At 63.1% G+C, this 22015-nt stretch carries 23 protein-coding genes; 13 read left to right on the forward strand and 10 right to left on the reverse strand.

Annotated elements, in window-relative coordinates:
• Positions 1-263: 263 nt before the first annotated feature.
• Entirely contained in the window at positions 264-464 is a 201-nt protein-coding gene (locus tag NKJ57_RS29880; protein WP_352511586.1) for a hypothetical protein, read from the reverse strand.
• A gap of 97 nt (positions 465-561) precedes the next feature.
• Here NKJ57_RS29880 and NKJ57_RS29885 point away from each other — a divergent pair, with 97 nt between their 5' ends.
• From NKJ57_RS29885 to NKJ57_RS29895, 3 genes are all read left to right on the forward strand, one after another.
• On the forward strand, positions 562-1476 hold the full coding sequence (locus NKJ57_RS29885) for a LysR substrate-binding domain-containing protein (protein ID WP_352511584.1): 915 nt from the start codon (positions 562-564) through the stop codon (positions 1474-1476).
• 86 nt (positions 1477-1562) lie between these two features.
• Entirely contained in the window at positions 1563-2819 is a 1257-nt protein-coding gene (locus tag NKJ57_RS29890; protein ID WP_023684389.1) for an aminopeptidase, read from the forward strand.
• 15 nt (positions 2820-2834) lie between these two features.
• Positions 2835-3191: a DUF488 domain-containing protein gene (locus NKJ57_RS29895; RefSeq protein ID WP_352511582.1), complete on the forward strand. Its 357-nt coding sequence runs from the start codon at positions 2835-2837 to the stop codon at positions 3189-3191.
• A gap of 138 nt (positions 3192-3329) precedes the next feature.
• Here NKJ57_RS29895 and NKJ57_RS29900 read toward each other — a convergent pair whose 3' ends face one another.
• On the reverse strand, positions 3330-3677 hold the full coding sequence (locus NKJ57_RS29900; protein ID WP_023687095.1) for an ArsC family reductase: 348 nt from the start codon (positions 3675-3677) through the stop codon (positions 3330-3332).
• Positions 3678-3842: 165 nt separating this feature from the next.
• Between NKJ57_RS29900 and NKJ57_RS29905 the strand changes: the two genes are divergently transcribed.
• Both NKJ57_RS29905 and NKJ57_RS29910 read left to right on the forward strand, forming a co-directional pair.
• The gene (locus NKJ57_RS29905; protein WP_352511581.1) at positions 3843-4199 is read left to right on the forward strand and encodes an ArsR/SmtB family transcription factor; all 357 of its coding nucleotides are present in this window, start codon (positions 3843-3845) and stop codon (positions 4197-4199) included.
• Positions 4196-4675, forward strand: a complete 480-nt coding sequence (locus NKJ57_RS29910) for an SRPBCC family protein (protein ID WP_023726386.1) — start codon at positions 4196-4198, stop codon at positions 4673-4675. Before NKJ57_RS29905 ends, NKJ57_RS29910 begins: the two co-directional genes overlap by 4 nt.
• A gap of 89 nt (positions 4676-4764) precedes the next feature.
• Here the strand turns inward: NKJ57_RS29910 and NKJ57_RS29915 are convergent, their stop codons facing one another.
• Complete coding sequence (locus NKJ57_RS29915; RefSeq protein ID WP_023668502.1) at positions 4765-5118, reverse strand: nuclear transport factor 2 family protein; 354 nt, start codon at positions 5116-5118, stop codon at positions 4765-4767.
• Between the two features lie 186 nt (positions 5119-5304).
• Between NKJ57_RS29915 and NKJ57_RS29920 the strand changes: the two genes are divergently transcribed.
• Positions 5305-6009: an SOS response-associated peptidase gene (locus NKJ57_RS29920; protein WP_023684394.1), complete on the forward strand. Its 705-nt coding sequence runs from the start codon at positions 5305-5307 to the stop codon at positions 6007-6009.
• Positions 6010-6448: 439 nt separating this feature from the next.
• Here NKJ57_RS29920 and NKJ57_RS29925 read toward each other — a convergent pair whose 3' ends face one another.
• From NKJ57_RS29925 to NKJ57_RS29950, 6 genes are all read right to left on the reverse strand, one after another.
• Entirely contained in the window at positions 6449-7534 is a 1086-nt protein-coding gene (locus NKJ57_RS29925) for an ABC transporter ATP-binding protein (protein WP_023687090.1), read from the reverse strand.
• Positions 7524-8123, reverse strand: coding sequence for a helix-turn-helix domain-containing protein (locus tag NKJ57_RS29930; protein WP_023684396.1), 600 nt, complete (start codon positions 8121-8123; stop codon positions 7524-7526). The genes NKJ57_RS29925 and NKJ57_RS29930 overlap by 11 nt, the downstream gene beginning before the upstream one ends.
• Before the next feature lie 281 nt (positions 8124-8404).
• Positions 8405-9511 carry an ABC transporter substrate-binding protein gene (locus tag NKJ57_RS29935; protein ID WP_023668506.1) on the reverse strand — a complete coding sequence of 369 codons (1107 nt, stop codon included), beginning with the start codon at positions 9509-9511 and terminating at the stop codon, positions 8405-8407.
• A gap of 25 nt (positions 9512-9536) precedes the next feature.
• Positions 9537-10364: an ABC transporter permease gene (locus NKJ57_RS29940; protein ID WP_023709184.1), complete on the reverse strand. Its 828-nt coding sequence runs from the start codon at positions 10362-10364 to the stop codon at positions 9537-9539.
• Positions 10361-11242, reverse strand: coding sequence for an ABC transporter permease (locus tag NKJ57_RS29945; protein WP_023747934.1), 882 nt, complete (start codon positions 11240-11242; stop codon positions 10361-10363). The genes NKJ57_RS29940 and NKJ57_RS29945 overlap by 4 nt, the downstream gene beginning before the upstream one ends.
• A gap of 96 nt (positions 11243-11338) precedes the next feature.
• Positions 11339-12616 carry an NAD(P)/FAD-dependent oxidoreductase gene (locus NKJ57_RS29950; protein ID WP_023747935.1) on the reverse strand — a complete coding sequence of 426 codons (1278 nt, stop codon included), beginning with the start codon at positions 12614-12616 and terminating at the stop codon, positions 11339-11341.
• 176 nt (positions 12617-12792) lie between these two features.
• On the opposite strand from NKJ57_RS29950, the gene NKJ57_RS29955 reads away from it, so the two are divergent.
• The 7 genes from NKJ57_RS29955 (at position 12793) to NKJ57_RS29985 (ending at position 20941) form a co-directional block, all read left to right on the forward strand.
• Positions 12793-13950 (forward strand): fumarylacetoacetate hydrolase family protein, encoded by a 1158-nt coding sequence (locus NKJ57_RS29955; RefSeq protein ID WP_352444416.1) that lies wholly within the window; start codon positions 12793-12795, stop codon positions 13948-13950.
• Positions 13951-14088: 138 nt separating this feature from the next.
• Positions 14089-15633 (forward strand): sugar ABC transporter ATP-binding protein, encoded by a 1545-nt coding sequence (locus NKJ57_RS29960; RefSeq protein WP_352511578.1) that lies wholly within the window; start codon positions 14089-14091, stop codon positions 15631-15633.
• Entirely contained in the window at positions 15630-16658 is a 1029-nt protein-coding gene (locus tag NKJ57_RS29965) for an ABC transporter permease (protein ID WP_352511577.1), read from the forward strand. Before NKJ57_RS29960 ends, NKJ57_RS29965 begins: the two co-directional genes overlap by 4 nt.
• A 297-nt stretch (positions 16659-16955) precedes the next feature.
• On the forward strand, positions 16956-17888 hold the full coding sequence (locus NKJ57_RS29970) for a substrate-binding domain-containing protein (protein WP_023687083.1): 933 nt from the start codon (positions 16956-16958) through the stop codon (positions 17886-17888).
• A gap of 108 nt (positions 17889-17996) precedes the next feature.
• Positions 17997-18983 (forward strand): ABC transporter permease, encoded by a 987-nt coding sequence (locus NKJ57_RS29975; RefSeq protein WP_352511575.1) that lies wholly within the window; start codon positions 17997-17999, stop codon positions 18981-18983.
• 4 nt (positions 18984-18987) lie between these two features.
• Positions 18988-19782 carry an ATP-binding cassette domain-containing protein gene (locus NKJ57_RS29980; RefSeq protein ID WP_352511573.1) on the forward strand — a complete coding sequence of 265 codons (795 nt, stop codon included), beginning with the start codon at positions 18988-18990 and terminating at the stop codon, positions 19780-19782.
• 136 nt (positions 19783-19918) lie between these two features.
• A complete protein-coding gene (locus tag NKJ57_RS29985; RefSeq protein ID WP_023668516.1) occupies positions 19919-20941 on the forward strand; it encodes a LacI family DNA-binding transcriptional regulator in 1023 nt (340 codons plus the stop codon).
• Between the two features lie 335 nt (positions 20942-21276).
• On the opposite strand, the gene NKJ57_RS29990 is transcribed toward NKJ57_RS29985, so the two are convergent.
• Positions 21277-21858: a TetR/AcrR family transcriptional regulator gene (locus NKJ57_RS29990; protein ID WP_023668517.1), complete on the reverse strand. Its 582-nt coding sequence runs from the start codon at positions 21856-21858 to the stop codon at positions 21277-21279.
• Between the last annotated feature and the right edge of the window lie 157 nt (positions 21859-22015).

Consider the following 22015-nt stretch of genomic DNA (forward strand, 5'->3'; position numbering starts at 1 on the left):
GCCGCGCCAACCAATCCGCTTGGCGCTGCGGCGGACGCATAGGGGGAGAGAAGTGTCACCTATGTATCCGGTTCAAAGTGTTACCCATCTATCGGCTGGACAGTTAACCGTGTGCCTCGGCGCCCTTGCCTGCAGGGCTGGTGATTGGCGAAACCTTCGGCGCCGGCAACCTTTCTCCCTTACGGGGAGAAATGCCCGGCAGGCCAATGAGCGGCAGCGCTGGCGCCGACAGTATCGCCTTCCCAGTTACCGCGTCCGCGATTTCAGCGGCAGCCTGCTTGCGCCGTCTCGTATGCAGTGCGGCGCGCCGTCAGGCGAAACGGCATGTCGCCGAGTTCGCGCTCCGACATGGTGTCGAGCACGGGATGCGACAGCGGATCGGTCACCCAATTGAGGACATCCCCGTCATGGCGCCGCCGCGTGTAGCCGGCGGCAAAGACTTTGAGCAATGATACGATCGTCACTATCCTCGCCTCCTCGGTCTGACTGTCCCGCTAGAATCTGCCCTGTCTCGCCGTCTTTCAATTGAGATTTCGGCCGCCCCGGTTTAGAAAAACTGGAATGGCTATGCTGAACCGCGTCCATCTCAACGGCCTGCGCGCCGTCGAAACCGTCGCCCGCCTCGGCTCGCTGGCGGCCGCTGCCGGCGAGCTCAACGTATCCGTCAGCGCCGTCAGCCAGCAGATCAACCGCACCGAAAAGCAGCTTGGACAGGCGCTGTTCGAACGAACGGCGAGCGGGCTGGTGCTGACCGAGTTCGGCACGGTTTTTTCCGCCCGGCTGGGCGCCGGTTTTCGCGAGCTGGCGCAGGCGGTGGCGCTGGCCGACGAGGCAAGCCAATGCACGCTGGTGGTTTCGGTGGCGCCGGCCTTCGCCTCGAAATGGCTGCTGCCGCGATTGTCGCGGCATTTCGACCGCCATCCCAACGTGCTGCTGCGCATCGACGCCTCGGTGCGCCTCGCCGATCTCGAGCGCTCCGACATCGACATCGCCATCCGGCTTGGCGACGGCAAATGGCCGGGCGGCCGGGCGGAACTTTTGTTGGCGCAGGAAGTCTTTCCGGTCTGCGCGCCGGTGATCGCCAAGAAACTGAAGTCGATCGAAGACCTGGCGCAGACCTGCGCCATCACCGACGAGCGGGCGATGATCAACTGGGAGAGCTGGTTCAAGGCTGCCGGGGCCGAGCCGGTCACTTTTCGCAAGGGCGCGCGCTTCACCGACCCGATGTTGTGCCTGGAATCGGCAATCGCCGGCCACGGCGTCATGCTCGGCTGGCAATTGCTGGCCGCCGATGCGCTGGCCGACGGCCGCCTCGTCGCGCCTTTCGGCGTGCGGGCGCAGAGCGGCCTCGGCTACTGGCTGGTGACCTCGGCCACCAAGACCGAAAGCCGCAAGGTGCGCGATTTCAAGATCTGGATCAGCGAAGAGATCGCGGCGACCGTGGCGCAGTTCAGCGCGCTGGAAAGCGCTGCCTAGGGCTGTCCGTCGCGACGGTGCTGGAAAGCACAGCCGCGCCGATCTATGTTGGAAGCTTCACCCCCAAGACCAAGACAGGCAGGATCATGACCACACATTCGCGCGGCGTTTCCGCAACGATCGACCCGGTGAAGCTTGACAGGCTGGCGGAAGTCGCCATCAAGGTCGGGCTGCAATTGCAGCCGGGGCAGGATCTGGTGCTGACCTCGTCGATCGCAGCCCTGCCGCTGACCAGGCGCATCGTCGAGCACGCTTACAAGGCGGGCGCCGGGCTGGTAACGCCGATCTTCAACGATGACGAGATCACGCTGGCGCGCTTCCGCTACGGGGCGGATGCCGGCTTCGACCGCGCCGCCGGCTGGATGTATGAAGGCATGGCGAAGGCCTTTTCCAACAATGCGGCGCGGCTTGCCGTGCGCGGCGAGGACCCGTCGCTGTTGTCGGCGCAGGACCCGGCGAAAGTGGCGCGCGCCAACAAGGCGAACTCGATGGCGTACCAGCCGGCGCTGGAAAAGATCACCGGCTTCGACATCAACTGGAACATCGTCGCCTACCCGGATCTCGCCTGGGCAAAACAGGTCTTCCCCGGCGATGCCGACGATGTCGCCGTGGTCAAGCTTGCCGATGCGATCTTTTCGGCATCACGGGTCGATGTGGAAGACCCGATCGCAAACTGGACGGCGCACAATGCAGCGCTGCGCGGCCGCACAAAGTGGCTGAACGAGCACAATTTCCATGATCTGCATTTCAGCGGCCCGGGCACCGACCTCACCGTCGGGCTGGCCGACGGCCATGAATGGATGGGCGGCGCCTCGACTGCCAAGAACGGCGTCACCTGCAACCCGAACATCCCGACCGAGGAGGTCTTCACCACGCCGCATGCACGGCGCGTCTCCGGCCGTGTATCCTCGACCAAGCCGCTGTCCTACCAGGGCACGCTGATCGACGATATCTCGGTGCGTTTCGAAGAGGGCAGGATCGTCGAGGCCAAGGCTTCGAAGGGCGAGGACGTGCTGAAGAAAGTGCTCGACACCGACGAGGGTTCGCGCCGGCTCGGCGAGGTGGCGCTGGTGCCGCATTCCTCGCCGATCTCGGCCAGCGGCCTGCTGTTCTTCAACACGCTGTTCGACGAGAACGCCGCCTGCCACATCGCGCTCGGGCAGTGCTATTCAAAATGCTTCGTCGACGGCGCCTCGCTCACCCAGGACGAAATCGCCCAGCGCGGCGGCAACAAGAGTTTTATCCACATCGACTGGATGATCGGCTCCGACAAGATCGACATAGACGGCGTGCACAAGGATGGCCGCAAGGTGCCGGTGATGCGCAAGGGTGAGTGGGCGTAAGCTCGCGGAGGGCGGATGGGTTTCGACCTGACGGTCAAGCGAATTTACGAAGCACCCGCGCCCGATGACGGGCAGCGGGTGCTGGTCGATCGCATCTGGCCGCGCGGCATCAGCAAGGAGGATGCCGCGCTGACGCTGTGGCTGAAGGAGATCGCGCCGAGCAATGAATTGCGGAGGTGGTTCGGACATGAGCCGGCGCGATGGGCGGAGTTTCAGGTGCGGTATTCGGTCGAGCTGGATGGGAATAGAGAAGCGGTGGCGAAACTGCGTGGCTTGCTCGGAAAGGCCAAGGTGACGCTGCTTTATGGCGCACATGACGAGGCGCATAACAATGCGGTGGCGTTGGCGGGGTATTTGCGCTGGACGGGTTGAGAGACAGCGAACCGCTGCATACGCCGCAAGCGAAAGCCTTCACAATTAGCGATCGCCCTCCACGCGTTCGTCATCCTCGTGTCTGCGCTGCGTCGCTTCGCTCCTTGCTACACCATAGGCTGACGAGGCAGGGCTACGCTACTTGACCACCCCTTCATAAGCCTCCGGCTTGAACCCCACCAAAATCTCATCCCCGACCTCGAGCACCGGGCGCTTGATCATCGTCGGGTTGGCCAGCATCAGCTTCCTGGCCTTCTTCTCGTCGAGCCCTTGCTTGTGCTTGTCGGGCAGTTCGCGGAAGGTCGTGCTGCCCTTGTTGAGCAGCTTTTCCCAGCCAACCTTGCCGATCCATCCATCCAGTCTGCCCACCTCTATCCCCTCGGCCCGGTAGTCGTGAAAACGGTAAGGCACATCGTGGCCCTCCAGCCAGGTGCGCGCCTTCCTGATCGTGTCGCAGGTGGTGATGCCGTACATGGTGATCGTCAAAACGCACTTCCCTTGGGCTGGTGGTCGAATCCGCCGGACAGCCTAAAACCGTCCTTCCCGCTTTGCCAGCACCCCGGTCACATCAGCCCATTTTTAGGGCTTGCCAATACTAAGGAATTTTCCTAAGTATCTTTCTATACCCGTCGACGGACCTCAGGATCGCCCATGCCAAGCCTCCTCGCCCCAACTACAAGTCTCCCGCAGATCGACGGCATCTTCCGCGCGCTGGCTGACCCGACGCGGCGGCGCGTGGTCGAGCGGTTGAACCGCAGTCCCGCCTCGGTCAGCGAGTTGGCGCAGCCTTTCGAGATGGCGCTGCCTTCCTTCATCGAGCATCTGAAAGTGCTGGAAGGCTGCGGACTGGTGCGATCGGAAAAAATCGGCCGCACCAGGACCTATCAGCTGGCGCCCGAACCGCTGCAGCTCGCCGAAAACTGGCTGGCCGAACAGCGCACGCTGTGGGAGCGCCGACTCGATCAATTTGACGCCTATGTGATGAGCCTCAAGGAGCAAGAAAAGTGAGCTATCCCTTCAAGCCCGACCCCAGACTGGACCTTGTGCTGGAGCGCAAGCTCGACGCGCCGCGCGAACTCTTGTGGAGCGCGATGACGGTGCCGGAGCATGTCAAGCAATGGTTCACGCCCAAGCCCTGGCTGATCACCGATTGCGAGATCGACCTTCGTCCGGGCGGACTGTTCCGGACGCGCATGCAATCGCCCGACGGCAAGGAGGTCAACGACCGCCATTGCTGCTATCTCGAGATCGTGCCGAACGAGCGGCTGGTGTGGACCGATGCGCTGCTGCCGGGCTATCGGCCCTCGGGCGAGCCCTTCATCACCGCAGTCATTTCGCTTCAGTCGGATGACAAGGGCACGCGCTACACGGCAACGGCCATCCATCGCGACCAGGCTACCCGCAACAATCATGAAGAGATGGGGTTCTTCGACGGCTGGGGCACGGTGGCCGATCAGTTGGCGCAGTATGTGAAGACCATTTGAGCTTTTCCCACTGCGGCCAGGACTTTGTCCCGGCCGCCTGGTTTTTGGGTCGTGCAGCGAAGTGCGCCGGAACCCTACGGCACCCGGGCTCAGTAGTAGAAGCGCTCTTCGGTGATCTTGCCGTTCTTGACCGTGTACAGGCCAACCTCGTCCATGGTGACCCGTTCGCCGGTGGCCTTGGGCGTTATGTCGAACTTGAAGCGCACCGCGAACTGGTCGCCGTTGACATAGGGGCCTTCGACAGAGCCGCCGTGGACTTCGTGGTTCGCTTGCCACCATTCGCCCTTTTGCCTGAGAGCTTCCTTGCCACGGGCAATGGCCATCGGCCCCTCCATCGCTTCGAGGCTGACGATATCATCGGCATTGTACTTTTCACCAGCACCCAGGTGATCCCCCTGCTGGAGCATTTCGGTGAAATCCTTGGCAACATCCGCGATGGTCATGTGTGTTCCTCCTGTTCAGACTGGTTTGAAGTAGGGAAGCGCTTGCCGGCCCGCCACCTTTACCCGCACGACAGCTGACAAGGTGTGTCAGGACGATGATATAGCGCGGCTATGTGACGACGATTGCGGCGGCGTCGGACAGCGACTTCGGTTGCAGACAAAAGCCAATTCCGCAATGCTGGGTGCATGTGCAACCTCTACAACATCACGACGACGCAAGAGGCGGTCCGCCAATGGACCCGCACATTGCGCGATATCAGCGGCAACCTCGAACCTTCGCTTGATGTCTATCCCAATCAACCTGGGCTTGTCGTTCGCAACAGGACGGATGGGGAGCGTGAACTGGCGAAACTGCTTTGGGGGTTGCCAACGCCGCCCGAGCGCATGAAAGGTAAGGCCGACTACGGCACCACCAACGTTCGCAATCCGCAATATTCGCACTGGCAGCAATATGTGGGCGTCGAGCACAGATGTGTCGTGCCGGTGACCAGCTTTGCCGAGCCCAGCCCTGCGGCGAACGATAAAGACCCGGAAACAGGAATCCAGCGAAATTACTGGTTTGCCCGTGGCGAGAGCCGGCCGCTGTTCTTCTTCGCTGGTTTCTGGACGTCTTGGCAGGGCGTGCGAAAGGTCAAGGACGGTCCCGGCGACTTCGAGCTATACGCTTTCATGACCACCAAGCCTAATGCTCTCATTGCGCCGATACATGAGAAGGCTATGCCCGTGATCCTCACCACGCCGGAGGAAACCGAGGCTTGGCTGACTGCGCCATGGTCGGAAGCACGGCGTTTGCAGCGGACGGCGCCCAACGACGCGTTGGTGATCGTTGAGAAGCCAGCCACACAGATCAAGTTCCCACCACAGGCCCCGGCCCAAGGGTCTCTGTTTTAGCCCGAATCGGCTCTCCTCAATCGTCGTCTCGCCAGATTACCCGGCGAACCATGCGGATTTCGACAAGACGTCTGACGCGAATTTTAAGGCGTTCAGCAGCGCTTGGCAGAATGATGCCTGCATCGAGCTCACGACCTTTGCAGCGCTCGCACCGCATGTGCCGCTCCACATCCCAAAAGGGGATATCACCAACCAGCTTTGCGAGATCGCCAGGCAGATAATGTCGAGTGATGTTGCAGTTCCGACATCGAACACGAATTAGCTGCCCGACTTCATGCGCCAAGCAGAGGGTTTGCACATTTCGGCGCGGTCGGGTGCTTAGTTCGGGCATCCCGCAAAGTAGGAATATGTTCCTTTGCGAGTCAATTCACACTTAATTCCACCTTGGCGATCTTCACAGCAGGTTAAATCCAACCGTCGATGAAGGGATTGGGTTGGATCAGCTTGGCAGCATAGGGCAGTTGGCACCACGGCGCAGGCTGATATGCGCCACGTCGCCGACGCTGAATTGAAAGCCCTCGGCCTGGCGCGGCGCATCGATCACCACCGGCAATCCCTGCCCCAGCTCAGCATGCAGCCGCAGCGTGCGGCCGTGGAAGACGATGGAGTTGACGCGCGCCGGCGCGGTGCCGGCGGCGGCATCGGTGGTGGCCAGCAAGTCCTCGGGGCGAACGCCGATGGTGCGCTCAGTGCCTTCGCCGGGTGTGTCGCCGGTTTCAGATGTTGCTTCCAGCGAAAGCCCGCCAGCGGCGAAGCGCAGGCGGTCGCCGTCGCGGCCGATGAAGCGCGATTGCAAGAGGTTCATGGTGCCGATGAAGCTTGCGACGAATTTCGTCGCCGGCCGGTCGTAAAGCGTGGCCGGCGGAGCGATCTGCTCGATGCGGCCCTTGTTCATGACGACGATGCGGTCGGAGATCGACAGCGCTTCGGTCTGGTCGTGGGTGACCATGACGAAGGTGGTGCCGAGCCGCGACTGCAGCCGCTTCAGTTCGACCTGCATCTGTTCGCGCAGATGCGCATCGAGCGCCGACAGCGGTTCATCGAGCAACAGAACGCGCGGCTCGCAGACTATGGCTCGGGCGAGCGCGACGCGCTGGCGCTGGCCACCCGACAGTTCGGAAACGCGGGCGCCGAGCTTGTCGGCGAGGCCGACCATGTCGAGGGCTTCGCGGACGCGCTTTGCCTGCTCGGCGCCGGACAGTTTGCGCAGCGACAGGCCGAAGCCGACATTCTCGGCGACGTTCATATGCGGGAACAGCGCATAATCCTGGAACACGGTGTTGACGGGACGGTCGAACGGCCTGAGCGCGGTGATGTCGCGACCATCGAGCAGCACCTTGCCGCTCGACGGGCTCTCGAAACCGGCAATGACGCGCAGGCTGGTGGTCTTGCCGCAGCCCGAGGGCCCGAGCAGGGTGATGAACTCGCCGCTGATAATGTCGAGATCGACGGCGTCGAGCCCGACAATGCCGCCGGGGAAAACCTTCGAGACCGTGTCCAGGCGTACCAGCGCATCAGGCGCCATCGCGAACCTCGGACGGCTTGGTGGTGTTGACCCAGAGGATCTGGCAAGGCTCGGTGCCGGGATTGCGGAAGGCGTGCAGAAGCGTGCTCTTGAAGGCAAAGGAGTCGCCGCTCTTCAGCACGTATTTTGTCGAGTCCACCACCAGTTCGACCTCGCCCGACAGGACATAGCCGAACTCGTGACCGATATGCGCATAGGCTTCCGCCGTGCCGCCATCGGCTTCCACCGTCACCAAGAGGCCGGTCAGCGCCGCGCCCGGCGGCGACAGCAGCGCCTTGGCGATGCCTTCCGACTTGACCGGGAGCTGCCGCCTTTTGTCGGCGCGCACGCAATAGAGATCGTTGGCGGCTTCGTTGCCGTCGGTGATCAGCGCCGAAGGCTCGATGTCGAGCGCGGCCGCAAGCGGCCAGATCACCTTGACGCGCAGCGAAGACAGGCCGCGCTCGATCTGGCTCAGCGCACCGATGGAGACGCCGGCTTTTGCTGCCAGCTCGGCCAACGACAAATTGCGCTCCAGCCGCAGCGCCCGCACGCGCCGGCCGACGCGAATGTCGGCGTCGGCCTTTGGTTTCGCTTCAAGCATGTCCATCAGTTGGTCCTTGTTGCAGTCTTTGGCGCGGCGGCAAGACCCGCGGGCTTCAGGAGATTAGTCACAATTACCTGCCGTCGGCGCTGCCCCTCATTGTCCTGCCGGACATTTCTCCCCGTATAGTGACGGGGAGAAAGCGGCTGGTCGCAAACTCGGCGCCATTTCTGCAACGTTTGCGATTTGCGAAATCGCTGGTGACAGCGCCCCTCTCCCCGTCACTATACGGGGAGAGGATGCCGGCAGGCAGGTGAGGGGCAGCGCAACCGTCGGCGATGGATCCCTCAGCCGCCCGCCTTCACTTTCTCGAACATCTTCGCCACATCGTCGTTCTGCTTCATCGGGCCGGTGAAGATGGTGGTCTTCAGCATCACCTCCGGGTCCGCCGGCAATTGCAGCTTGTCCAGTTCGTCCTTCGCCACGCCGGCGAAGGCGGTGCTCAGCGAGCTGCCATAGCCGTAGGCCTGGATCAGGTACTTACCCGAGTCGGCGTCGAGCCGGCTGTTGATGAAGTCATAGGCGAGGTCGACGTTTTTGGCGTCCTTGAGCATGACGAAGCCGCAGGCCCAGGTCAGCATGCCCTCCTTCGGCTTCATGAACTCGACCGGCACGCCCTGCTTCTTCAGCGAGGTTGCCGACGCGTTCCAGGTCATGGCGGCGACCAGCTGGCCGCTGGCCAGCGCCTGTTCGACCGAGGTCATGTCGGTGGTGTAGTTGGAGAGCAGCGGACGCTGCTCGCGCAATTTTTCCGCCACCTTGTCCATCTGCTCCGGCGTCATATCGAAGGGGTTTACGCCGGCCAGAAGTGCTGCAACGATCGGCGTGTCATGCACGGCATCGATGGTCGCCATGCGGCCGGCATATTGCTTGTCCCACAGAAGGTTCCAGCTCGCTTCCGGGTTCTTCACCAGATCGGTGCGGTAGAGGATCGAGGTGTTGCCCCAATCCCACGGCACCATCCAGACCTTGCCGTCGCCGGCCTGGATGTCGGGCAGGTTCTTGAACACCGGGAAGATCGAATCCCAGTTCTTGATGCGCTTGGTATCGATCGGCTGCAGCAGGCCTTCCTTGTTCCAGCGCGCCACCTTGTCGTAGCAGGGATGGGCGATATCGGGGCGGAAGCCGGCCTTGACCTTGGTGAAGGCATCGTCGTCGTCGCCGAAGATCGAGGCCTCGACGCCATCGGGATGGGCCGTCAGGAAGCTCTTGTTGAAGTCTGGCAGTTCATAGCCGGACCAGGTGAAATATTGCAGCTTGTCGGCGGCGAAGGCGACAGTCGACGACAGGACGATTGCAAGCGCGGCAAGCCCGGTGCGGGCTGTCTTTGCAGTGATCGATTTCGGGCCAGTGATCGATTTCAGCCCAGTAATTGATTTCGGGTCGAATGCCATTTCGGTTCTCCTCTTTTGTTATGGGTCAGGCTGGACTGGTGGGCGCCGTCCGACGGGCTGTGCTCAGCCCGCGATGGCGCAGGATTTCGGCGATGCCGGCGATGATGACGGACACAGCAAGGATAGCTGTCCCCAGCGCCATCACGGTCGGCAGCGAGCGAGGAAAACGCAGTTGGCTCCAGATGTAGAGCGGCAGCGTCGGCTCGGTGCCGGCGAGGAAGAAGACGACGATGAACTCGTCGAAGGAGATCAGAAAGGCCAGCATGAAGGCCGAGACGATGGCCGGCAGCGAGAGCGGCAACATCACCCGCCGGAAGGTCGTCCAGTCGGAAGCGCCGAGATCGAGTGCGGCCTCGCGAATGGTTTTCGGAATTGCGGCAAACCGGCTGCGCATGATCACCACGGTGGTCGGCAGCGCCACCAGTATGTGGCCGAGAACGATGGCGATGCGCGACGGGCCGAGGCCGATGAGATTGACGAGGATCAGCAACGATATGCCGACGATGACGCCGGGGATCAGGATCGGCAGCCTGGAGATGGCGCTGATGGTGGCGGCGAGCGGCGAACGACCGTAGAGGTCCATATAGGAGACGGTGATGCCGCAGAGCGTGGCGCCGGCGGCGGCCACGACGCCAATGACGAGACTGTTCAAAAGCGCGCCGGACAGCGCCGGATTGCCATAGAGCGTGGCATACCATTCGAGCGTGAAGCCCTGCAGCGGAAACGCGGCCTGGATGGAGTTGTTGAAGGAAAACAGCGGGATCAACAGCACCGGCAGATAGAGGAAGACGAGATAGGCAAGCACATAGACGCCGAGCCAGCCGCGGCCATCATCTCTCCGCGCCGCGCTCATGTGCGGCTGCCGAATTTGCGGTCGGCGCCGCGTGCGACCAGCACCACGCAGAGGATGACCAGCATCACGCAGACTGAAAGTGCCGCCCCGAACGGCCAGTCATTGGCCTTGCCGAACTGCGACTGGATCAATGTGCCGATCATGGTGCTGGCGGGACCGCCGACCATGGCCGGGGTGACATAGTCGCCGACCGTCGGCACAAAGACGACGAGGGCGGCCGCCAGAACGCCCGGCATCGAATTGGGCAAGACGACGCGGCGAAACGCCGTGAACGGTCTGGCGCCGAGATCGGAGGCGGCTTCGAGCAGTGATTTCGGGATGGTGTCCAGCGCCACATAGATCGGCAGGATGGCGAAGGGCGCATAGGCATGCGCCAGCGTGACGACCACCGCCGCCGGCGTGTTGAGGAAGGCCAGCGTCGGCTCCGACCAGATGCCGCTTTCGATCAGCGCCGAGTTCAAGACGCCGTTGTAGGCGAGCACGATCTTCCAGGCGAAGACGCGCAGGAGATAGCTGGTCCAGAACGGCAGGGTCACCAGAAACAAAAGCAGGCTGCGGCGGCGGCCGGCATAGAAAGCGAGATAGTAGGCGACGGGATAGGCGGTGACGACGGTCGCCAGCGTCACCAGGCCGGCGATCACCAGCGAGCGCAGCGTCACCGTCCAGTAGAGCGGATCGGAGACCACGGTGATGAAGTTGCCTGCCGTGAAGCCGGCGCCGAGCAGCGAACCGTCATTGCCGCGAAGTGAGAGGAAGAGCACAAGGCCAAGGGCAAACAGGATCAGGAACAAGGTGACCAGCCCGCCCGGCAGCAACATGGCGAAGCGGAAGCCTCGGGACGACCCTGCCGGCGCTTCTGTTGCAACGATGCTCGACATCGGACTGCTCAACGGAAATATGAAATCGGCTTAGCTTTTTTCATATTTGTGAAACTGTCAAGCTGAATCCACGAGGCCTAGGCGACCGGCACCCAATCAGCGCTCGAAGGCGTCGAGCATCCGGTACCAGGCGATGGTCGCGGCGACGCCGACCTGGCGGAAGGCGTGGAACGGGATCGGCCGGACCGGCGACAGCGGGAACGGCAATTGATTGACATCGCCGCCCGCGAGGTAGCCCGCCATGCGTTTTCCCAGCGCGGTCATCAGGCCGACGCCCCTGCCCTGGCAACCAACCACGGCGAGCAGGCCCTTTTCCGGCTCATGGATGTGCGGCAGGTGATCCGGTGTCATCGCCACGCGGCCGAACCAGCGCTTCTCGATGACGACATCGGAGAGCGCCGGATAGAGCCGCACCAGCGCGTGCTGCAGATGCGCCCAGTCGGCCTCGCTCCTCGGCCGCGCCATGCGGCCGCGGCCGCCAAGCACCAGATGGCCGTCGGCTGTTTTGCGGTAGTAGACGAGAATGCGCCTGGAGTCGGACACCGCCTGCCCTTCCGGCAGGATCGTCGCCGCAAGGTTGGATGACAGCGGCGCGGTCGCGACCTGGAAGGAATGCAGCGGCACGATCGTTTCCGCGAGGCCCGGAAGCAGTCCATCGGTATAGGCGTTCGTCGCCAGGACAACCGCTTTCGCCCGCACCTCGGCGCCGCTTTCGGTTGAGACACGCCAAAGGCCGGCCTCCTTGCGGAGTTTCACCACCTTCTGCCGCTCGGCAATGCTGGCGCCGGCGGCGGCGGCGATGCGCGCCAGTTCCACTGTATAGGCGAGCGGATCGATGATGCCGGCGCGGCGGTCGAGCCAGCCGCCGAGATAGCCTTGCGCGCCGGTCATATCGGCGATCTCGCTTTCATTCAGAAGCCGGACATCGGCGCCACGCGCCCGCCATTGACCATCCCTGTTCGCCGCCGCTTTCAATGCGGTTTCGGTATGCGCGGCCTGGATCCAGCCCTTGCGGGTGAGCGGCACCGCCAGCTTTTCGTCGCGGATGAGATCGAACACCGTATCCGCCGCCGAGGCGGCGAAATCGACCAGCGCTTGGCCACGCTCGGGGCCGAAATGCTCGAGCAGCCATTCGGGATCATATTTCAGGCCGGGAATGACCTGGCCGCCATTGAGGCCCGAGGCGCCCTGGCCGATCTCGCCAGCCTCCAGCACCTGTACACCGAGACCGAGCCGGGCTGCGTGCAAGGCGGTCGACAGGCCCATGAAGCCGCCGCCGACGATGGCAACGTCGACCGGCGCAGTGACGAGCAACTGGAAGGCGGATGCGGTCTGCGGCTTCTGCCAGATCGGAACGGAAAACGGTGCGGGCAAGGCTTCACCTGGAGTATGCGGAAAATGAAAATTCTAGTGCCAGTTTCATTTTTTTGAAAGAGCGGGCCTCATGTCAGAACCGACAATTGCCTGCGCCACGGGATAGACCTTTGGCGTGAATCCGGTGAAAGTGCAGCGGCCCAGCTGCCATCTCGATCATCAAAGGACCGTAAGCCATGACGAACCCAACGCAGCTTCCCGCCGACGGGCTCTTCATCGGCCGTGCCAGGGCAGGCGAAGCCTCGCATCCTCTGGTGGTCACCGTGCGCGACGGCATCGTTTTCGACATCACCTCGACCACCGCACCCACCGTGCGCGACATTTGCGAGATGGCCGATCCGGCCGGACACGTGCGCTCTGCCAAGGGCAAACCGATCGGCTCGCTCGATGCGATCGCCGCCAACAGTTTTCAGGCTACCCGCGACCCGGCAAAGCCCTATCTGGTCTCGCCCATCGACCTGCAGGCGGTGAAGGCTTCGGGCGTCACCTTCGTCGTCAGCCTGCTCGAACGCGTCATCGAGGAGCAGGCGCGCGGCTCGGCGGAAAAGGCCGACGCCATCCGCGCCGACATTGCCCGGCTGATCGGCCACGATCTGTCGAAGCTGAAGCCCGGCTCACCCGAAGCGGTGGAGATCAAGGCCAAGCTCATCCAGCGCGGCGCCTGGTCGCAATATCTGGAAGTCGGCATCGGCCCCGATGCCGAGATCTTCACCAAATGCCAGCCGATGGCGTCCGTCGGCTTCGGCGCCGATGTCGGGCTGCATCCTGTCTCCACCTGGAACAACCCCGAGCCGGAGATCGCCATGATCGCCGCCAGCACCGGCAGGATCGTCGGCGCCACCATCGGCAACGACGTCAATCTTCGCGACGTCGAGGGACGCTCGGCGCTGCTGCTCGGCAAGGCCAAGGACAACAATGCCTCGGCCTCGCTTGGGCCCTTCATCCGGTTGTTCGACGCAAGCTTTTCCATCGACGATGTCAAGCGCGCCACGGTGCGGCTGAAGGTCGAGGGCGAGGACGGGTTTTCGCTGGAGGGCGCGAGCTCGATGGCCGAGATCAGCCGTTCGCCCGAAGAGCTGGTCGCGGCCGCCATGGGGCCGCACCACCAGTATCCCGACGGCTTGGCGCTTTATCTCGGCACCATGTTCGTGCCGTCGAAGGATCGCGGCGAGAAGGGCAAGGGATTCACCCACAAGATCGGCGACATCGTCACCATCTCGTCGGAGAAATTCGGCGCGCTGGTCAACCGCGTGCTTCTGTCGCCCGATTGCCCGCACTGGACCTACGGCGCCAGCCATCTCATGCGGGACCTCGCCAAGGCCGAGCTGATCTGATTTCGGAGCAGCCGGGACGAACGGATAGCCGATAAACGTTCGTATCCGGTCCCTGTAAGCCGTTTGTTAGCGGAATCCGGGTGACTGTATCGGAAATTCGCTCCAGGATCGGGGCGCGGTCTGTGGGGGCCGAATCGCATGCTCGGTTTGCCGATGATATCGGTGCGCAATCTCGCCATGCGTTATGGCGGCGTTGTCGCGCTCAGGGATATGAACCTGTCTGTCGGACAGGGGACGATCCATGCTGTCGTCGGTGAAAGCGGCGCCGGCAAGTCGACGCTGGTGAAGGTGCTTGCCGGCGTGCTCCGGCCCGACAGCGGCACCATCCGCGTCGGCGACCAGATCGTCACCGTCGACAGCCCGATCGCTGCACGCAAGCACAGCTTCGGCGTCGTCCACCAGGGGCTCGGCCTGTTTGCCGACCGCTCGGTGCTGGCCAATCTTTTCGTCAATCGCGAGCCGTTGCGCAATGGCTTCGTCTCCAGGCGCGAGATGGAGGCACGCAGCCGCACCTTGCTTCGGCAACTCAAGCTCGACGTCGATGTCCACGCTCCTGTGGGACAACTCGGCATGGGCGAACGGCAATATGTCGAACTCGGCCGCGCAATTCTGGAAGGCCCGAGGCTGCTGATCCTCGATGAACCGAATTCTGCGCTCGACCGGCGCCAGACCGAGCACCTGTTCACCGTACTAAGTGACCTCAAGGCCAAGGGCACGAGCGTGCTCTATGTCTCGCGCCGGCTGGAGGACGTGTTTGCGATTGCAGACCAGGTCACCGTGATGCGCAACGGCCGTGACGTGCTGACAAGTGAGCGCTCGGCGTTGAGCGAAGCCGATGTGATCGACGCCATGATCGGCCAGCAGCGCGACAGCCTGTTCCCGCCTGCACTGCCGGCCAATGCCAGCACGATAAGGCCGCGGATCACGGTGGAGGGTCTGAGCGGCGGCCGGATTTCCGGCGTCAGCTTCACCGCCCGCTCCGGCGAGATCCTCGGCTTGGCCGGGCTTGAGGGGTCGGGCGTTGAAGACCTGTTCGAGATGCTGTTTGGCCTGCGCGAGGCGCAAAGCGGCAGGGTGCGGCTCCCCGACGGCTACGGCTTGCCTGGAAATCCGACCGAAGCGGCGCGGCGCGGCATCGGCCTGGTGCCGGCCAACCGCCTGTGCAACGGCCTGATGCCCGACCGGTCGCTGGCCTTCAACATAGGCAACATCGCCACCGGCGCCCGCAACTGGGGGTCGCGCCGCTACTCGCCCAAGGCCGCGATCGCCGCCGCCGCAAGGCAGATCGATGCGCTGCGCATCAAGGGCCTGCCGGACGCGCCGGTGAATTCGCTGCTGGCCGGCGATCAGCAGAAGATCGTAATCGCCAAATGGCTGGAGACGGCGCCGCAAGTGCTGCTCCTCGACAATCCGGCTGGCGGTATCGAGGCGGCTGCCAAGCGCAAGATCTATGCGCTGATCCGGCAGATGGCGGCCAATGGCTGTATCGTTTTGCTGCGTTCGGTCGAGCCGTCCGAACTGACCAACCTCAGCAACCGCGTCCTTGTCTTCCACCGCGGCCGGGTCGCCGGCGAGCTGTCCGGCGCCGAGATGAAGCGAAGGACAATGCTGCAACTGACCACCACCGGCGAGATGCCGGAGGCGGAGCGGTCGAAAAAGAAACTCGTGGGAGCCATTGCATGACACGATTGGATCCCATGCTACGGCTTGCCGGTTCGGCTGCCCACCCGAAGCGCAGCCTTCGCCTGCCCGTCGAACTCAGGCCGCTCATCGGGCTCGTTGTCCTGGTGGCGATTACAGGTTTTGCCCGGCCGGATTTCCTCGATCAGGCCAATGTGCTGTCGTTGCTGGAAACCGCTGCCTATCCCGGCATGCTGGCGGTCGGCATGGTGTTCGTGCTCGCACTCCGCGAGATCGACCTTTCCGTCGGCTGGATATTCCATCTCGCGGCCCTTCTCACCGCATTCCTTCTGGCCGCCGGCATCGACCCGTGGCTTGCCGCCCTTGCCGGCGTGCTGCTCGGCGCCGGGCTCGGCCTCGTCAACGGCCTGCTGGTGGTGGCGCTGCGACTGCCGGCCATCGTCGTTACGCTGGGCACCTTTGCAATGTTCCGGGGCCTGGCGGCGGTGGCCGTCAAGATGCAAGCGACAGCTCCGGCCAGCCCAGGCGGCGACTTCTTTGAGATCGTTCACGGCAAGCTGTTCGGCCTTGTGCCGACGGCTGTCTTTGTCTTCGTCGCAATGGCGGTGGTGATGCACCTCGTGCTTCACCGCAGCCGCTTCGGCTACCGGATCCAGGCCGTCGGCAGCAATCCGCAGGCGGCGCTCTATGCCGGCATCCCGACAGGTGCTGTGCGGCTGCAGACGCTGGTGCTGATGGGCATCGTCTCGGGGCTGGCGGGCGCGCTGTGGCTTGGCTCTCCCGTTACCGACGTCGACCAAGGCGGCGGTTTCGTGCTGATGGCGATTGCCGCGGCGATCATCGGCGGCACCTCGCTTTCCGGCGGGCGCGGCACCGTCTTCGGTGCGGTGATCGGCATGCTGATCATCCAGGTCATCTTGAGCGGCGTTACCCTGTTCGGCGTCGACGCCGCATGGAGCCCGTTCGTGATCGGCGCGGTGATGGTGCTGGCGCTCGCGCTCGACCGGCTGGCCAAGGTGCTGCGCATCCGCCAGGCCGAGCGCTTTCAGGAAATTCCGCGCGCCTGAGTTTAAGCCCCGCCTGCTTGCCGGGGAATATCTCTATCTCTTGGTTTGACGCAATTCCGGGCGGAAAACCGTTTCACACTTTTCCTGGAATTGCTCTCTAACTGATGCGATCTGATGGGATCGCTGATGGCGCGTTGCATCGCGCCACCATCCATTGAGCGGATGGAGGCTTGCCATCGGCCGCAAAAGAAGATGCTCTGCGCATCCGGGTCGGCGCTGGCAGGAGGAGAGGATCAAGGGCATCGCCCGGATCATCGCCGGACGTGGAGGTCGTTTTTCAACATGGGAGGAAAGCAAATGCTGACGAGGCTACGATTACTCGTGCTTGGCCTGATTGTGGCGCTGGCCGTTCCGGCGGCGGCACAGGCCAAGACGTTCTACTGGATTTCGCATGGCGGCCCGGCCGACCCGGTCTGGACCTACTTCCTGGCCGGCGCCAAGCAATGGGCGAAGGACACCGGCAACACCGTCAACACCTCGTTCCACAATGGCGACGTTGCCTCGCAGCAGGAGGCCGTGCGCGCCGCGATCTCGGCAAAGGCCGACGGCATCGTCACCACCAGCCCCGATCCGGGCAGCCTGATCGAAATCGCCAAGGAAGCCAACACGGCCAAGATCCCGATCATCAACTTCAACACGCCCGATCCCAAGGCAAGCTTCGACGCCTATGTCGGCGGCGACAACGTCACCTTCGGCAAGCACTGGGCGCAATATCTGGTCGACAAGGGCCTGGTGAAGAAGGGCGACTTCGTCTGGATGCCGGTCGAAATCCCCGGCGCCACCTACGGCGTCCAGGAAGAGGAAGGCATCAAGAGCGTCTTCGAACCGCTGGGGATCACCTATGAGATCACCGAAGCGACCCTCGACCAGGCCGAAGCCATCAACCGCATGGTCGACTATCTCACCGCCAACAAGGCCAAGGTCAAGGCAATCATCGGCCTCGGCGATCTGGTCACCGGCTCGATCAAGCGGGTGTTCGACCAGGCCGGCATCAAGCCGGGCGAAATCCCGGTCGTCGGCTGGGGCAACTCGCTCGACACCACCCAGGAAGTGCTGACCGGCTACGTCAATGCCGGCCAGTGGCAGGACCCGCAGGCGACCAGCTACGTCGCGCTGTCGCTGGCCAACATGGCGGCGTCAGGCATTCCTCCGGGCTTCAACGTCATCACCGGCGCGCTCTATGAAAAGGACACCGCGCAGGTCTACGACGACATCCTGTCCGGCAAATAACCCAGACCTTCAACAGTCGCGGCCGCAGCCGCGGTCGCGACTGTCTTTCGCCGAGCCCTTCGCGTTGCGCGCGGGGCTCAGCCTTCCCCTTCCTGTCGCAGGTTATCAGTGGAAAACCGTTCGCTCATCCAACGCCTGATCGCGAGGCCGGAATTCGGGCCCTTCGTTCTGCTCATCGTCGAAATCGCGGTGTTCTGGAGCATCAACCACGATTTCCTGTCGCCGCAGAACATCTCCAACACGCTGGCCTTCACCGTCGAGCTCGGGCTGATCGCGCTGGCGATGACGCTGTTGATGACGTCGGGTGAATTCGATCTTTCGGTCGGCTCGCTGTTCGGCTTTTCGCCGGTGCTGATGTGGACGCTGTTCAACAGCGGCCTGACCTCGCTGGAGGTCGGCTTCCTCGCCGCGCTGCTGATCGCGGCCTTCATCGGCCTGGTCAATGGCTGGTTCGTCACGCAGCTGAAAATCCCATCCTTCCTGGTGACGCTCGGCATGCTGCTGGTGGTGCGCGGCACCGCGCTGTTCGTCACCGACGGCTTTCCGCAGCGGACGTGGAGCGCCGAGGGCAGCTGGCTGGCCGAAGCGCTGGTCGGTGATTTCTTCATCGGCCCGTTCCGCATCTACATGTCGCTCTTCTGGTTCATCGCGGCGGCCATCGCGCTGGGCTACGTGCTGACGCAAAGCCGGACCGGCAACTGGATCCAGGCAGCCGGCGGCAATCCAGGCGCCGCAAGGGCGCGCGGCGTCAACGTCAGCGGCGTCAAGATCGGCCTGTTCGTGCTGTCGTCGGTGATGGCTTCGCTTGCCGGCGTCATCTCGTCGCTGCGCACGTCGGCCGCCAACCCCAACAGCGGCACCGGCTACGAGCTCGAAGTCATCGCCATGGTGGTGATCGGCGGCACGGCGCTGACCGGTGGGCGCGGCACCATCATCGGCACCGTGCTCGGCATCCTCATCCTGCGCGTCATGCGCAACGGCATCGTGCTGATCGGCGTGCCCGGGCTGGCCTACAACATCTTCATCGGCGCCATCATCCTCGGCATGATGGCGCTGCACTCATGGCTGGAACGCCGTCATCAGGCGGGGGCCTAGAACCATGGCTGAACCGCTCATCCGCATGTCCAACATCAAAAAGTCCTACGGGCACGTGCAGGCGCTCGAAGACGCCAATTTTCATGTTAACGAAAGGGAGATCGTCGGCCTGCTCGGCGACAATGGCGCCGGCAAATCGACACTGATCAAGGTGTTGTCGGGGGCGGTGCCGCTGACGAGCGGCGACATTTTCATCCGCGGCAAGAAGGTCAATCTGCGCAGCACCAGCGACGCCATCGCGCACGGCATCGAGACGATCTACCAGGATTCGGCACTGGTGACGCAGCTGTCGATCGCACGCAACCTGTTCCTCGGCCGCGAGCCGATCAAACCGCCGCGCTTTTTGAACCGCATGGACCAGGAGGCGATGAACAATGTCGCGCGCGACCTGCTGAAACAGGTCGGCATCTCTAAGAACATCCCGCCGACGACGCCGATCGGCTCCCTGTCCGGCGGCGAGCGGCAGGCCGTCGCCATCGCGCGCGCCATGCACTTCGACAGCGACCTGATCATCCTCGACGAGCCGACCAACAATCTCGGCGTCGCCGAGACGCAAGGCGTGCTGAGCTTCGTGCGCAACGCGCGCGATTCCGGGCATTCCTGCATCTTCATCGCCCACAACATCCACCATGTCTTCCAGGTGGTTGACCGCATCGTCGTCATGCGCCGGGGCAAGGTGGTGGCCGACGACATCGACCCGAAGAAGACCAGCGTGGCCGAGGTCGAACGCATCATCACCGGGATGTCGGACAAGGAGATCCGCGACGCCATCATCGAAGGCGGGCCATCGCACGGCTGAACCGTCTTCGCGCCGTCTGGCACGGAAACGCATCCGCTCTAACTCGTTGTAGAGCGTGACCTTTTGACAAAACGGTTCCCGTTTGTCCGAGAAAACCGGTTCCCACTTTTCGGGATCATGCTCTATGACTACAGCCATGAAAGCCACCGTTGCCGACATAGCCAGGAGCTGCGGCCTGTCGACCGCGACCGTCGACCGGGTTCTGAACAACCGGGCCGGCGCGAGCGCCGCCAACCGCCAACGGGTGATGGAGGCGGCCAAGCAGCTCGGCTATTTGCCGGTGGTCGATCAGGTGACGCTGCCGTCGCGGCCGGCGCATCTTGAATTCTTCCTGCCGATCGGCGCCAACGGTTTCATGATCGACCTCGCCGGGCACATCGAGGACTATGCGGGGCGCCTGCCGCTGGTCGCCTCGTGCCGGATCCACAATCTCGGCGGCATCTCGCCGGCAGCGCTGCAGGCGGCGGTTGAAAATCTGTCGCTGAAGGCCAATGGCGTCGGCGTCATTGCCGTCGATCATCCGCGAACGCGCAACATATTGCGCGATGTGGTCGAGGCAGGCATCCGCCTTGTCACGCTGGTCTCCGACGTTCCAGCCGCCCCGCGTTCGGCCTATGTCGGCATCGACAACCGGGTTGCCGGACGCACGGCGGCGCTGTTGATGGGGCGCTTCCTCAATGGCCGCCAGGGTCATCTGGCGATGGTCGTCGGCTCGCGTTCCTATCGCGGGCACGAGGAGCGCGAGATGGGCTTTCGGTCGGTGCTGACAGAGGAATTCCCCAATCTCACGGTCTCGAGTGCGGTCGAGATCAATGACGAACCGGAGGGCAGCTACACCGCAACGATGCAGGCGCTGCACAACGAGCCGGAACTGCTCGGCATCTATTGCGTCGGCGCCGGGCGCTCAGGTGTGGCGAGAGCGCTGCTCGAGGCCAAGCCAAAGAAGAAGCCGGTCTTCATCTGCCACGACCTGACCAAGGAAACGCGCGGCTATCTCGTCGACGACCTCGCCGATGTCGTCATCGACCAGAATGCGCGGCTGATCGCGGAGCAATCTGTGATCCGCCTGCTTGGCTCGATCGCATCCGCCGCGCCATACCTGACGAAGAAGTTCATCGAGCCACGGCTGATCTTCAAGGAAAACGTGCCGGTGCAGTGAAGTCGCGCCGTGGCGGTTTGTCCGATTTGTACGACAAGTCGGGGTAGATGCCGCAAATCTGCACAGCAGCCATGCAACTTTCATTGTTGCCGAATCATTGGGCAACTCGTACTCATCTGGGTGTCGGCCATCTACTCCTCCCAGATGCGATGCCGACGCTGAGCGCGGTGCACCTCCTCCCGCATCTCGTTCGAAATCGGCCCGCTGCCACCTCCTCCCGGCAGCGGGCTTTTTTCATTCTCAAATGAATCTAAATTAGAGTTGACGGGCAAGTTCGGAGAATAGCCAAAAGCCCCGCCGGATGATGGGGACTCCTCAACTCCGAAAGCTGGAATTCAGCGCGCCCTGAAAGAGCTGATCAGGCCTTCAGCCATGCGCACGAACTGCGTGCTGGGGCCTTGGCAGCCCATGGTCTGCACGCTGACGCGCGCCCCTTCGAACAGCAGCGACAGCGTATCGGCCAGAAGCTCGGCCTGACCGATGCCCGCATCCCGGCACAGCGCAACGAGGCGATCGCGCTGAGCGCTCTTGAGCTCCTTGATCACGCTCCTGGCGGGATGGTCCGGCTCGGTCAATTCGGCGGCGGCATTGGCCATGTCGCAGCCGCGACCGTCAGCCGCCAGGCAAGCAGCGGCCATGCGAATCCAGGCATGCAACTGGGCGAGCTTGTCGCCGGGATGCTCAGCCTCGAATTGGTCCCACATCGCGGCGCCTTTAGCCGCCGACGCGCGCAGGCACTGGACGATCAGTTCGTCCTTGGACTCAAAATGACGGTAGAGCGTCATCTTGTTGGTGCCGGCGGCTTCCGTGATGGCGTCGACACCGACGCCCTTGATGCCATGCTTGTGAAACATGTCCTGCGCCGTCTCCAGGATTCGATCCCGGGGGCGCACACGATCGGTAATGCCGTCTGCCATCGCAGTCTCCTTGTCTCCCTAAAAATTCGGTTCACCTCTTGACTAGGGTGTTACCGGTCTGTAACTATCCGAATGTTACTTACTGGTAACACCTATGTGGCCTTCCGTCAATAACAAGGCCGTGAACTGGTCCTGCCAGATCACAAAGGGTGAAAAT

Origin of the sequence: Mesorhizobium sp. M0077, assembly GCF_040322955.1 — a bacterium.
Lineage (GTDB): Bacteria > Pseudomonadota > Alphaproteobacteria > Rhizobiales > Rhizobiaceae > Mesorhizobium.

Excerpts from the sequence above, each read along its gene's own strand:
- NKJ57_RS29885 (WP_352511584.1), top strand. The coding sequence starts at position 562 with ATGGCTATGCTGAACCGCGTCCATCTCAACGGCCTGCGCGCCGTCGAA.
- NKJ57_RS29890 (WP_023684389.1), top strand. The coding sequence starts at position 1,563 with ATGACCACACATTCGCGCGGCGTTTCCGCAACGATCGACCCGGTGAAG.
- NKJ57_RS29895 (WP_352511582.1), top strand. The coding sequence starts at position 2,835 with ATGGGTTTCGACCTGACGGTCAAGCGAATTTACGAAGCACCCGCGCCC.
- NKJ57_RS29905 (WP_352511581.1), top strand. The coding sequence starts at position 3,843 with ATGCCAAGCCTCCTCGCCCCAACTACAAGTCTCCCGCAGATCGACGGC.
- NKJ57_RS29915 (WP_023668502.1), bottom strand. The coding sequence starts at position 5,118 with ATGACCATCGCGGATGTTGCCAAGGATTTCACCGAAATGCTCCAGCAG.
- NKJ57_RS29920 (WP_023684394.1), top strand. The coding sequence starts at position 5,305 with ATGTGCAACCTCTACAACATCACGACGACGCAAGAGGCGGTCCGCCAA.
- NKJ57_RS29925 (WP_023687090.1), bottom strand. The coding sequence starts at position 7,534 with ATGGCGCCTGATGCGCTGGTACGCCTGGACACGGTCTCGAAGGTTTTC.
- NKJ57_RS29930 (WP_023684396.1), bottom strand. The coding sequence starts at position 8,123 with ATGGACATGCTTGAAGCGAAACCAAAGGCCGACGCCGACATTCGCGTC.
- NKJ57_RS29935 (WP_023668506.1), bottom strand. The coding sequence starts at position 9,511 with ATGGCATTCGACCCGAAATCAATTACTGGGCTGAAATCGATCACTGGC.
- NKJ57_RS29940 (WP_023709184.1), bottom strand. The coding sequence starts at position 10,364 with ATGAGCGCGGCGCGGAGAGATGATGGCCGCGGCTGGCTCGGCGTCTAT.
- NKJ57_RS29945 (WP_023747934.1), bottom strand. The coding sequence starts at position 11,242 with ATGTCGAGCATCGTTGCAACAGAAGCGCCGGCAGGGTCGTCCCGAGGC.
- NKJ57_RS29955 (WP_352444416.1), top strand. The coding sequence starts at position 12,793 with ATGACGAACCCAACGCAGCTTCCCGCCGACGGGCTCTTCATCGGCCGT.
- NKJ57_RS29960 (WP_352511578.1), top strand. The coding sequence starts at position 14,089 with ATGCTCGGTTTGCCGATGATATCGGTGCGCAATCTCGCCATGCGTTAT.
- NKJ57_RS29965 (WP_352511577.1), top strand. The coding sequence starts at position 15,630 with ATGACACGATTGGATCCCATGCTACGGCTTGCCGGTTCGGCTGCCCAC.
- NKJ57_RS29970 (WP_023687083.1), top strand. The coding sequence starts at position 16,956 with ATGCTGACGAGGCTACGATTACTCGTGCTTGGCCTGATTGTGGCGCTG.
- NKJ57_RS29980 (WP_352511573.1), top strand. The coding sequence starts at position 18,988 with ATGGCTGAACCGCTCATCCGCATGTCCAACATCAAAAAGTCCTACGGG.
- NKJ57_RS29985 (WP_023668516.1), top strand. The coding sequence starts at position 19,919 with ATGAAAGCCACCGTTGCCGACATAGCCAGGAGCTGCGGCCTGTCGACC.
- NKJ57_RS29990 (WP_023668517.1), bottom strand. The coding sequence starts at position 21,858 with ATGGCAGACGGCATTACCGATCGTGTGCGCCCCCGGGATCGAATCCTG.